At 39.6% G+C, this 12,769-nt stretch carries 9 protein-coding genes, 1 other RNA gene and 1 pseudogene; 1 reads left to right on the plus strand and 10 read right to left on the minus strand.

The features are described 5' to 3' along the window. Positions 1–100: 100 nt before the first annotated feature. Positions 101–1,374: pseudogene (locus MKZ18_RS19570) on the plus strand (cytochrome P450); the annotation flags it as partial. Positions 1,375–1,511: 137 nt separating this feature from the next. On the opposite strand, the gene ssrA reads toward MKZ18_RS19570, so the two are convergent. The 10 genes from ssrA to gap form a co-directional block, all read right to left on the minus strand. Then, positions 1,512–1,873: a transfer-messenger RNA gene (ssrA, locus tag MKZ18_RS19575) on the minus strand. A 137-nt stretch (positions 1,874–2,010) separates the two neighbouring features. After that, on the minus strand, positions 2,011–2,478 hold the full coding sequence (gene smpB / locus MKZ18_RS19580) for an SsrA-binding protein SmpB (protein ID WP_076512327.1): 468 nt from the start codon (positions 2,476–2,478) through the stop codon (positions 2,011–2,013). 64 nt (positions 2,479–2,542) lie between these two features. Then, a complete protein-coding gene (gene rnr, locus MKZ18_RS19585) occupies positions 2,543–4,852 on the minus strand; it encodes a ribonuclease R (protein WP_445677369.1) in 2,310 nt (769 codons plus the stop codon). A gap of 160 nt (positions 4,853–5,012) precedes the next feature. After that, positions 5,013–5,753 carry an alpha/beta hydrolase gene (locus MKZ18_RS19590; RefSeq protein ID WP_061785935.1) on the minus strand — a complete coding sequence of 247 codons (741 nt, stop codon included), beginning with the start codon at positions 5,751–5,753 and terminating at the stop codon, positions 5,013–5,015. 273 nt (positions 5,754–6,026) lie between these two features. Continuing rightward, on the minus strand, positions 6,027–6,260 hold the full coding sequence (gene secG / locus MKZ18_RS19595) for a preprotein translocase subunit SecG (RefSeq protein ID WP_025907467.1): 234 nt from the start codon (positions 6,258–6,260) through the stop codon (positions 6,027–6,029). Positions 6,261–6,439: 179 nt separating this feature from the next. Continuing rightward, the gene (gene eno / locus MKZ18_RS19600) at positions 6,440–7,735 is read right to left on the minus strand and encodes a phosphopyruvate hydratase (RefSeq protein ID WP_341344592.1); all 1,296 of its coding nucleotides are present in this window, start codon (positions 7,733–7,735) and stop codon (positions 6,440–6,442) included. Positions 7,736–7,760: 25 nt separating this feature from the next. Then, the gene (gene gpmI, locus MKZ18_RS19605; RefSeq protein WP_025907463.1) at positions 7,761–9,293 is read right to left on the minus strand and encodes a 2,3-bisphosphoglycerate-independent phosphoglycerate mutase; all 1,533 of its coding nucleotides are present in this window, start codon (positions 9,291–9,293) and stop codon (positions 7,761–7,763) included. Continuing rightward, positions 9,293–10,048 (minus strand): triose-phosphate isomerase, encoded by a 756-nt coding sequence (gene tpiA, locus MKZ18_RS19610; RefSeq protein ID WP_025907462.1) that lies wholly within the window; start codon positions 10,046–10,048, stop codon positions 9,293–9,295. The genes gpmI and tpiA overlap by 1 nt, the downstream gene beginning before the upstream one ends. 187 nt (positions 10,049–10,235) lie before the next feature. Further along, positions 10,236–11,420 carry a phosphoglycerate kinase gene (locus MKZ18_RS19615; RefSeq protein WP_025907460.1) on the minus strand — a complete coding sequence of 395 codons (1,185 nt, stop codon included), beginning with the start codon at positions 11,418–11,420 and terminating at the stop codon, positions 10,236–10,238. A 305-nt stretch (positions 11,421–11,725) separates the two neighbouring features. Then, positions 11,726–12,733: a type I glyceraldehyde-3-phosphate dehydrogenase gene (gap, locus tag MKZ18_RS19620; RefSeq protein ID WP_025907458.1), complete on the minus strand. Its 1,008-nt coding sequence runs from the start codon at positions 12,731–12,733 to the stop codon at positions 11,726–11,728. Positions 12,734–12,769 lie beyond the last annotated feature (36 nt).

Below are 12,769 nucleotides of genomic sequence, written 5' to 3' on the forward strand. Positions count from 1 at the left end.
AAATGATAAAATTATTTACCTATCATATTTTTCGAGAAAAGAATTTTTTTCGACAACTGAATAGCACTTACTCATTACATGTAGGAAGGATGATTTTTTTATGAAAACCGAAATACCTCAACCTAAAACATATGGACCTCTTGGCAACGTACCTTTGCTTGACAAAAATAAACCCGTCCTATCGTTAATGAAATTAGCTGAAGAATATGGCCCGATTTTCCGATTACAAGGTCCGACCGGCTCCTCTCTTGTTCTTTCAGGACATGAGCTTGTAAAAGAAGTGTGTGACCAGTGACGTTTTGATAAAAATGCTGAAGGTGCTTTAGCTAAAGTTCGCGCTTTTGGTGGCGATGGTCTCTTTACAAGTTGGACACACGAACCAAACTGGCAAAAGGCACACAATATTTTGGCTCCAACATTTAGTCAACGAGCAATGAAAGATTACCATTCTATGATGACTGATATTGCGGTTCAGCTCGTTCAAAAGTGGGAGCGTTTAAACTCAAATGAAGAAGTTGATGTTCCAGAGGATATGACCAGACTCACATTAGATACAATTGGCTTATGTGGGTTCAACTATCGCTTCAATAGCTTTTATCGCGAAAACTATCACCCTTTTGTAACAAGTATGGTACGTGCTTTAGAAGAAGCCATGCATCAAATGCAGCGACTAGATATTCAAGATAAATTAATGGTTCGAACAAAAAACACTTTCAACGTGATATCCAAGCGATGTTTTCATTGGTTGATAGTATCATTTCGGAACGTAAAAACCAAAATGGTCAGAACGACAAAGATTTATTGGCGCGCATGCTAAACGTTAAAGATCCTGAGACAGATGACCTGCTAGATGATGAAAACATTCGTTATCAAATTATTACTTTTTTAATTGCAGGTCATGAAACAACGAGTGAATTACTGTCATTTGCCATTTACTACTTAATGAATAATCCTGATAAGTTGGAAAAAGCTTATACAGAAGTCGATACTATTTTGACGGATGATATACCTTCATATGACCAAGTAGTAAAACTCAAATATATCAAAATGGTGTTAAACGAATCTCTCCGATTATGGCCAACCGCACCTGCTTTCAACCTTTTTGCTAAAGAAGACGCCCTTATTGGAGGCAAATACCCTGTGCAAAAAGAAGGTGAGCGCATTATGGTTTTACTTCCTTCTTTGCATCGTGATAAAAGTGCTTGGGGAGATAATGTAGAAGAGTTTATTCCAGAACGGTTTGAAGATCCTAAAAAAGTGCCACATCATGCTTTTAAACCCTTTGGAAATGGGCAGCGAGCATGTATTGGTATGCAGTTTGCGCTTCATGCAACTATTTCGTTCTTTCAAATGGCGATGAAATACATAGCCATAGCATAATCCTTAACAGTTTCAGCTTCTAACCTGAAACAACATAAATAAACTTCAAATAAAAAAGAACCATGAAGCCGCAGCTAGTGCAGCTTCATGGTTCTTATTATAAGTAAGGTTAGCCACCAAAATTATGTATTTGGTGGAGACGGTGGGAGTCGAACCCACGTCCAGAAATATCGCCACTTAAGCGTCTACGAGTGTAGTCAGCATATTCGCATTTCGCTCATTTATCTGCCTGCTGACAGGCGCCCAAAGAGCTAGTCTGATTAATCTCTTCCTTCGTCCTCAGACGGCGAACTCCGGCGTAGCCCACTTAAAGTGAGTCCCTTACCCTACCACATGGGCGATGGAGGGAGGAACCGCTAAGCTGTTATTAGGCAGCTAAAGCGAAGTTATTGTTAGATTTGCCAGTTATTATTGGCGTTGATGTTTTAACGAGGCCATCTCCTCGACTCGCAACCTAAGCTCGAACTATCCCTGTCGAATCCGTAACGTCCCCATTATGAAAAGGGAGTCGGAATGCGTAAGATTTTTCACTTACAGCAGATAGCGACTTGTGTTTGCAAAAGTCATCTAACGAATAACTATTTTTATTATAGCACAAAACAAGCATTTTGCAATTGTAAAATAATGTAACTATTCTTTTTGACGATCGCGGAAAGCTCGCTCTATATCGCGTTTCGCTTCTTTACGTTTTAAGTCTTCGCGCTTGTCATATTTCTTTTTACCCTTACCAAGACCTAATAAAACCTTAGCAAAGCCGTTTTTTAAATAGATTTTCAACGGTACAAGTGAATACCCTGTTTCCTTGGTATAGCCGATCAATTTATTGATTTCACGCTTGTGAAGTAAAAGCTTGCGGGTACGCAGCGGTTCATGGTTGTAGCGGTTTCCTTGTTCATATGGACTAACGTGCATATTATGTAAGAATACCTCACCGTTTTGAACGCGTGCGAATGAGTCTTTTAAGTTTACGCGCCCGTTACGAATCGACTTTATTTCCGTTCCTTGTAGGACAATTCCTGTTTCGTACGTTTCTTCAATAAAATAGTCGTGTCTTGCTTTTTTATTTTGAGCAACTACTTTCCCTTCACCTTTTGGCATACTTGCTTATTCCCCTTTCATTCGCTCGTCTTTAGAAGCAGCCGTTAAGGCTGCTTCTATTCACTTATTTACGCTTCTTCTTTTTCTTTTTAAGATTTGGTGCGCCTTCAAAGAATTTTTTCTTTTTCTTCTTTTTCGGCTTTTGTGTTGTCCATTCACCTTTTGAATCGCCTGCTTTATCTTTGCGACGACCTCTGCGGTTTTCTTTATCGTCCTTGCGTGACTTTTGTTTCATGTTAATCACTTTTGGACGGTCTTTTGACAAACGCTTTTGACTTGTCTTCATGCCGACAATAACAAAGTCAATGGCACGCTCGTCTTTATTCACATCAGCAACTTTAATTTCAATTTCATCGCCAATACGGAACACTTTTCCTGTTCTCTCACCAATCATTGCATAATGGCGTTCATCATAGCGATAATAATCATCCGTTAAATCACTAACATGTACAAGACCTTCAATTGTATTTGATAGTTCAACGAACATTCCAAAGTTTGTTACTGAGCTAATAATTCCGTCAAACGTTTCACCAATTTTATCTGCCATAAACTCCGCTTTTTTCATATCGTCCGTTTCACGCTCTGCGTCAACCGATCTTCTTTCCATGCTTGAAGAGTGATCAGCAATTTCAGGAAGCTTTTCGCCCCATTTTTCTTGCGTTGCTTCATCCACCTGATTGTTAATTAAATACGTACGAATTAAGCGATGAACGATTAAATCAGGATAACGGCGAATTGGAGACGTGAAATGTGTGTAGAACTCCGCTGATAGTCCAAAGTGGCCAAGGTTATCTGCTTGATATTTGGCTTGCTGCATCGAGCGTAGCATTACTTTAGAAACCACCATCTCTTCTGGTGTTCCCGCTACTGCTTCTAAAATGTCCTGTAGCGCACGAGGATGAATGTCATTTCCTGTTCCCTTTACAGCGTATCCGAAATTCGTCACAAATTCTAAAAAGCGATTAAGCTTTTCTTCTTTTGGATCTTCATGAATACGGTACATAAACGGAACATTCATCCAGTGAAAATGCTCAGCCACAGTTTCATTTGCTGCTAGCATGAATTCTTCAATTAGCCTTTCGGATACAGAGCGCTCACGCAGTATCACATCGGTTGGATGACCGTCGTCATCAACTAATACTTTTGCTTCTTTAAAATCAAAGTCGATTGCTCCTCGGTCCATACGCTTTTTACGAAGAATTTCCGCCAGTTTTTCCATACGCTCAAACATTGGAATCAGCTCTTCATAACGAGCGCGAACGGCTTCATCTTTGTCTGTTAGAATTTTATTAACATCGGAATACGTCATTCGCTCAGTTGTTTTGATTACACTTTCGAAGATATCATGATTAACCACTTCTCCAGCTGAATTAATTTCCATTTCACAGGAAAGCGTTAATCGATTTACTTTTGGATTTAAGGAACAAATCCCGTTTGAAAGTCGATGCGGAATCATAGGAATTACGCGATCTACTAAGTAGATACTTGTTCCGCGTTCTGCCGCTTCTACATCAATTGGTGAACCTTCCGTTACATAGTGACTAACATCTGCAATGTGAACACCTAACTTATAGTTACCGTTTTCAAGCTCTGTTACCGTTACCGCATCATCTAAATCTTTAGCATCTGCCCCATCAATAGTAACAATCACTTGGTCTCGTAGATCTCGACGACCTTTTATTTCGTCTTCTGAGATCGTTTCAGGTGTATTAATCGCTTGCTCTAAAACATCGCCTGGAAACTCCTGTGGAAGTCCATATTTATGAATAACTGAGATAATGTCGACTCCTGGATCATTTTTATGACCTAAAATCTGTACAATTTTCCCTTCTGCATTCATGCGCCCTTCTGGATAGCTTGTTAACTCTACAATAACCTTATGTCCTTCTGCCGCCCCATTACGTGCACCTTTAGGAATAAAGATATCTCCTGCGATCTTTTTATCATCCGCAATAACAAACCCAAAGTTTTTACTTTCCGTGTACGTTCCAACAATTTGTTGTGTACCACGCTCAATGATTTTAACAATGGTTCCTTCACGGCGGTTACCTGAAGACTCTGACAGTACGCGAGCTAATACAATGTCTCCATGCATTGCATTGTTTGTCTCCGTGGGTGGAATGAAAATATCATCCGCTCCTTGCTCTTCTGGGACAACAAATGCAAATCCCTTGGCATGACCTGTTACTTTTCCTTTAACGAAATTCATTCGTTCAGGTACACCATATCGATTGTTTCTTGCTCGAATTATAAGACCTTGTTCTTCCATGATTACAAGAGCTTTTACAAAATCTTTAAACTCAGCTGAATCTTCAATCCCAAACTCTTTCTCTAATTCTTGGACCGTTAAAGGTTTATACGTTTCTTCTTTCATAAACGTTAACAAACGGTCAATATACTGTTGAATTTCTTGTTCCAAGTCTTTCCCTCCTTTTCGTTGTGCTTATCAATAACACTATTTATCAAAAATAGCATTCATCCGTCCTCATTTACTTTTTTGGCCAACTTTAGGCTCTCATTTTTTGATTAGCCTTTTACCAATCTAATGATTCTAAGAATTGATAAACATCTTCATGCAGCTGGTCTCTTTCCTTATCTAACGTAATAGCATGACCCGATTCTTCATACCATTTAATATCTTTTACAGATGACTCAACATTATTGTAGATAATATTTGCACTATCTGTATTAATCATATGATCGTTACGTGCTTGTACAACAAATGTTGGTGCATAAATCATATCAACAGAGTCTCTAACTTCTGAAATTAGTCCTTGTAATGCGTTCAACGTATTCATCGGTGTCTTCTTAAATTCTTCCATCTCTTGCTGGATTTGATCTTCAGATTTTCCTTCACGCTTTTTATATTCGCGAGCGTACTCTAAAACACCTTCATACATCACTTCTTCACTTTTGATATACATAGGTGCGCACATTGGGACAATACCCTTTATAGGTACAGTGTAACCTAATTTAAGCGAAAATACGCCACCAAGTGATAGCCCAACTGCTGCAATGCTTTCATGACCACGATCTTTTAAAAGCTGATAGCCATCCATTACGTCTTTCCACCAATCTTCAGGCCCTGTATGTACTAATTCTTCAGGTGCTACGCCATGTCCTTTATAATGAGGTGCATGACACGTGTACCCTTTCTTTTCTAAGAAGCGTCCGAGCATACGAACATCTGCTGAATTACCTGTGAATCCGTGTAATAACAATACGGCTTTATCTCCACCTTCAAAAGTGAACGGTTTTGGTTGTGCAATTTTCATTTCAATTAACTCCTTTTTTCTATAATGTCTACAACTATGAAGAAATCAGTCATTTTTTTATGTGATATGTCTCACACAGCATGACCTAATCATTGTGTTTGTTTATGTAATTCCATTTGCCCAAGCAAAATGGAATCTTTTTCATTAAACATTCATTATATCATTACATGAATTTAAAGTTAAAGAATTGAACACTTATGAAAAATACCACCTGATGTATACAACTTGGCACATACCAAATTCGTATACATCAGGTGGTATTTACAAACGAACTTACAGTTGAAAATATGATACCGCAATCGTTAATAAGAAAAACAGCACGGATAATACAACCGTTAAACGATGCAGTACTAAATCAAGTCCACGCGCTTTTTGCTTACCGAATAATGTTTCAGCACCACCTGAAATTGCTCCAGATAAGCCAGTGGATTTGCTTGTTTGAAGAACAACAACCACGATTAGCGCAATCGAAACAATAACTAGCAGCGTGATTAGAAATGTGTGCATATGCTACCTCCTGTAGATAAGGAAAATAAACTGTTGCTATCTATACAAACTATTTTTATATGCTAAAAATCAGACTACTTTAAAGTAAATTTATCATAAAATGGCTATTGGTACAAGTCAAGACAATAAAAAAAGATGGATGAAAAGCTTTCATCCATCTTTTTTATCACTCATATAACTTATTTCTTTAAGTTATAGAAAGATTTAGCGCCATCGTATACAGCTAGAACACCTAGCTCGTCTTCGATGCGTAGTAATTGATTGTATTTTGCAATACGGTCTGTACGAGACATAGAACCAGTTTTGATTTGGCCAGCGTTTGTTGCAACAGCGATATCAGCGATTGTTGCATCTTCAGTTTCACCAGAACGGTGAGAAACTACAGCTGTGTAACCAGCACGTTTAGCCATTTCAATTGCTTCAAATGTTTCAGTTAATGTACCGATTTGGTTAACTTTGATAAGGATAGAGTTACCTACGCCTTGTTCGATACCTTGAGCAAGCTTTTTCGTGTTTGTTACGAATAAATCATCACCAACAAGTTGTACTTTACCACCGATACGATCAGTTAAAAGTTTGTGACCATCCCAGTCATTTTCGTCTAAACCGTCTTCGATTGAAACGATTGGGAATTCGTTAACTAGTTCTTCGTAGAAGTCTACCATTTCAGCAGAAGTTAAACCGTTACGGCCTTCTCCAGCTAAATCGTATTTACCAGTTTCTTTGTTGAAGAATTCAGAAGAAGCAACGTCCATACCTAATTGGATGTCTTGACCAGCTTTGTAGCCAGCTTTTTCGATTGCTTCAACGATTACTTCTAATGCTTCACGGTTGGAACCAAGGTTTGGAGCGAATCCGCCTTCGTCACCTACAGCTGTGTTTAAGCCTCTTGCAGATAATACAGCTTTTAACGCGTGGAATACTTCAGCACCCATACGGATTGCTTCTTTAAATGTAGGAGCTCCTACAGGTAAGATCATGAATTCTTGGAAGTCAACGTTGTTATCAGCATGAGAACCGCCGTTGATGATGTTCATCATTGGAGTTGGTAATTGCTTAGCGTTGAATCCACCAAGGTAACGGTATAATGGAAGACCTACGAAGTCAGCTGCTGCATGAGCTACTGCCATAGATACACCAAGGATAGCGTTAGCACCTAGTTTACCTTTATTTTCAGTACCATCTAGCTCGATCATAAGGCGGTCGATACCGATTTGGTCAGTTGCGTCCATACCTACTAATTCAGGAGCGATGATTTCGTTTACGTTTTCAACTGCTTTTAATACACCTTTACCTAGGTAACGAGATTTGTCACCATCACGTAGTTCTACTGCTTCGTGTTCACCAGTAGAAGCACCACTTGGTACGATTGCGCGTCCGAAAGCGCCTGACTCAGTGTATACTTCAACTTCAACTGTTGGGTTACCGCGAGAATCTAATACTTCGCGTGCATAAATGTCAAGAATTGTTGGCATTTTAAAACTCTCCTTTAAAAATCAATTATTTAATTAATGTTTTACCTGTCATTTCTTTTGGCTGAGCTACATCTAAAAGGTTAAGCATTGTAGGAGCTAAGTCACCTAGAATACCATCTTCACGAAGCTCTACGCCTTGCTTTGTTACGATAACTGGAACTGGATTTGTTGTATGAGCCGTCATTGGGTTACCTTCAAGCGTTACAACTTCATCAGAGTTACCATGGTCTGCTGTGATGATTGCTGTACCACCTTTAGCTAAAATCGCATCCACAATTTTACCTAGGCATTCATCGACTGTCTCAATTGCTTTAACTGTTGGCTCTAACATACCAGAGTGTCCAACCATATCTGGGTTTGCAAAGTTTAAAATAATAGCATCTTGCTTGTCTCCTTCGATTTCTGCAAGCAACGCGTCCGTCACCTCATAAGCACTCATCTCAGGTTTTAAATCGTATGTTGCTACTTTTGGTGAATCGATTAAGATTCGCTTTTCACCAGGAAACTCTGCTTCACGTCCACCGCTCATAAAGAACGTTACGTGTGGGTATTTTTCTGTTTCTGCAATACGAAGCTGCTTCAAGTTGTTTTGAGATAATACTTCACCAAGCGTATTATCCAAGTTAACAGGCTTGAAAGCTACATATCCGTTAACTGTTTCACTAAAGTGAGTTAAGCATACGAAATGTAAGTTTTTCGGATGTTTTTCACCGCGATCAAACGAGCGGAAGTCTTCGTTTGCAAACGTATTTGAAATTTGAATCGCACGATCAGGACGGAAGTTATAGAAAATAACTGCATCTTCGTCTTTGATTGTCGCAACAGGTGAACCGTCTTCTTTTGTAATAACAGAAGGTAAGACGAATTCGTCGTATACGCCGTTTTCGTAAGAGTCTTTTACGCACTCTTCTGGGCTTGTATAAGATGGACCTTCACCGTAAACCATTGCGCGATAAGCTTTTTCAACGCGCTCCCAGCGTTTGTCACGGTCCATTGAGTAGTAACGTCCTGAAAGTGTTGCAATTTCCCCAACGCCGTACTCTTCAATTTTTTCATTTAATTCTTTTAAATACTGCTCGGCAGATTGAGGTGCTACGTCACGACCATCTAAGAAACCGTGGATATACACTTTCTCTAGACCTTCTTTTTTCGCTAAGCGAAGAAGAGCATATAAATGCTCGATGTGACTGTGAACACCACCGTCCGATAAAAGTCCGAAAAGATGAAGGCTTGTACCTTTTTCTTTTGCGTGCTTCACCGCAGCTACAAGCGTTTCGTTTTTCTCAAACTCACCTTCGCGAATTGCTACATTCACGCGTGTTAAGCTTTGATAAACAATACGACCTGCACCGATATTTAAGTGTCCTACTTCAGAGTTACCCATTTGGCCTTCTGGTAGACCTACAGCTTCACCTGATGCTTGAAGTGTCGCATGTGGAAACTCGTTCCAGTAACGATCGAAGTTTGGTTTTTTTGCATGTTTAACTGCATTACCTTTTTCTTCATCACGTAATGCAAAACCATCTAAGATGATTAATGCTGTTGGTTTCTTACTCATTACTTACCAGCCTCCAAAAGCTGTAAGAATGAAGAAGCTTCTAAGCTTGCTCCACCTACTAAAGCACCGTCGATGTCTGATTGAGACATGTATTCTTTGATGTTAGCAGGCTTTACGCTTCCGCCGTATTGAATACGAACTGCATCTGCTACGTCTTGAGAGAATTGCTCTGCTACTACGCTACGGATATAAGCACAAACTTCGTTTGCACCTTCTGCAGTTGAAGATTTGCCTGTACCGATTGCCCAGATTGGCTCATAAGCAATAACAACTTGTTTTGCTTGCTCGTCAGTTAAACCTGCTAACGCTTTTTGTACTTGGTTAGCTACAACTGTTTTTGTTTGATCTTGCTCATACTCTTCATTTGTTTCACCGCAACAAACGATGGGTGTTAAACCATGTTTGAATGAAGCGATTGTTTTTTGATTTACTGTTTCGTCAGTTTCAGCGAACATTTCGCGACGCTCAGAGTGACCTAAGATTACATAGTTCACGCCTAAATCAGCTAGTGCAACTGGGCTTACTTCTCCAGTGAATGCTCCGCTTTCTTCAAAGTGCATGTTTTGTGCACCAACTTTTAAGTCTGTACCTTTAGTTGCTTGTACTAAGCGGTCTAAGAATAATGCTGGAGCACATACTACTGATTCTACGTTCTCAGGAGATGGTACTGCTCCCTTTACTTCTTCAACAAAGCTTGTTGCTTCTGAAAGTACTTTGTTCATTTTCCAGTTTCCTGCAATGATTGGTTTACGCATGTGTAACACCGTCCTTTGTTTATTGTTGGTTTCCCTTCACTCACGTTGGATTAAAAAGAGGGTGCTGTTCAAAAGAGGTCGGTCCACACTCTTTTTATCTCTTTCATGTCCCACTCGTTACTCTCTTTGATGTTCGTTCTTAGCATCAGTTTTCAGGTCGGTCCTCCATCTAACTGTTACGTTCAACTTACTTATCGTTTAGAGCAACTACGCCTGGAAGTTCTTTACCTTCCATAAACTCTAGTGACGCACCGCCACCTGTAGAAATATGGCTCATTTTATCAGCTAAACCGAATTTCTCAACAGCTGCAGCAGAGTCTCCTCCACCGATTACTGAGTATGTGTCAGTTGCTTCAGCTAAAGCTTCCGCTACTGCTTTTGTACCGTTAGCGAATGTATCTAATTCAAATACACCCATTGGTCCATTCCAGATCACTAGCTTAGAGTTTTTAATTACGTCAGCATAGATTTCACGCGTTTTTGGGCCCGCATCTAAGCCTTCCCAATCGCTTGGAATGTTCTCAATTGATACAGTCTGAGTGTTTGCATCATTTGAGAAGTCATCTGCTACTACCACGTCTACTGGCATGTAGAAGTTAACACCGTTTTTCTTCGCTTTTTCCATGAATGATTTTGCAAGATCAATCTTATCTTCTTCAAGAAGAGATTTACCTACTTCATGGCCTAGTGCCTTAATAAATGTGTAAGAAAGTCCTCCACCGATGATTAAGTTATCTACTTTATCAAGCAGATTATCAATTACATCGATTTTGTCTTTAACTTTTGCTCCACCAACAATTGCAGTGAATGGACGGTCTGGGTTTGATAATGCTTTAGAAAGCACATCAAGTTCTTTTTCCATTAAGAAACCTGCTACTGCTGGAATATGGTGAGCAATTCCTTCAGTTGAAGCATGTGCACGGTGAGCTGCACCAAATGCATCATTTACGTAAACGTCTGCTAACTCAGCAAATGCTTTTGCTAATTCAGCATCATTTTTCTCTTCACCTGGGTAGAAACGTACGTTTTCAAGTACTAAAACATCGCCTTCGTTCATGCTGTCGATTGTTTTTTGTACGTTTTCACCAAAAGCTTCGTCAGCTTTTGCTACGTCTTTACCTAAAAGAGCTTGTAAACGCTCTGCAACAGCAGTTAAACGTAATTCTTCAACTACTTCGCCTTTTGGACGTCCAAGATGGCTAGCTAAAATTACTTTTGCACCTTGTTCTACTAGATGTTGAATAGTAGGAAGAGCTGCACGAATACGAGTTTCATCTGTTACTTTTCCGTCTTTCATTGGTACGTTAAAGTCTACGCGACAAAATACTCGCTTTCCTTTTACATCGATGTCTCTCAACGTTTTTTTATTCATCGTCAAAAGGCCTCCTTAAGTATTATGGGGTACTAAGCGATTAGGCTTCTATGTAAATCACAATATAGCTAGCTGTAGTAACCTTTCATATATTGGCGCCTTACAATATGAAAAATGCCACGACTAGCAACAAGATGACGTTTATGCTGTAGAAGCCGATACATAAATCAAGGAAGAGGGGGGGGCCCCTCTCTTCCTTAGCAAGTCTTATTATAGTATTTCTCATTTGAGATATCCAATAAAAACAAAGCAGTATCCTATGGGATATCTATCTAGCTATGACTAAAGAGTCGATTTTGCTGTTCTTATAGTCCTTTAGCAGCGATGTATTGAGCTAAGTCTACTACACGGTTAGAGTATCCGCTCTCGTTATCGTACCAAGAGATAACTTTTACCATGTTACCTTCCATTACCATTGTAGATAATGCGTCGATTGTAGAAGAGTTGATGTTACCGTTGTAGTCACCAGATACTAATGGCTCTTCGCTATAGCCAAGGATCCCTTTAAGATCGCCTTCAGCAGCTTCTTTAAGAGCGTTGTTTACATCTTCAACAGTTACTTCTTTATCAAGCTCAGCAACTAAGTCTACTAGAGAAACGTTTGGAGTTGGAACACGCATAGCTCCACCGTTTAATTTACCTTTTAATTCAGGTAATACTAGAGATACAGCTTTAGCAGCACCAGTTGAAGTTGGGATGATGTTCTCAGCAGCTGCACGAGCACGACGGTAATCTTTATGTGGTAAGTCTAAGATTTGTTGGTCATTTGTGTAAGAGTGAACCGTTGTCATCATTCCACGTTTAAGGCCGAACTTGTCGTTTAACACTTTAGCGAATGGCGCTAAGCAGTTAGTTGTACAAGAAGCATTTGAAATTACGTTGTGGTTAGCTGCATCGTATTTGTCTTCGTTAACACCCATTACGATTGTGATGTCTTCATCGCTTGCTGGAGCAGAGATGATTACTTTTTTAGCTCCTGCTTCTAAGTGTTTTGCAGCGTCAGCGCGTTTTGTGAAGAATCCAGTAGATTCAACAACGATATCTACGCCTTGTTTGCCCCAAGATAATTGAGCTGGGTCACGCTCAGCAGAGATTTCGATTGTTTTACCGTTTACTACTAAGTTGTTGCCATCTACTACTACTTCTGCATCTAATTTACCGTGTACAGAATCATATTTTAAAAGATGAGCAAGCATGTTAGCGTCAGTTAAGTCGTTAATTGCTACTACCTCAACGTTATCGTTTTTTAAAGCTGCGCGGAATACGTTACGGCCGATACGACCAAATCCGTTAATACCAATTTTTACTACCATGGGTATTTCCTCCTTGAATGTAAAAAGTATTTTTTA

Source organism: Priestia sp. FSL W8-0001 (assembly GCF_038050335.1).
Taxonomy (GTDB): Bacteria; Bacillota; Bacilli; order Bacillales; family Bacillaceae_H; genus Priestia; species Priestia flexa.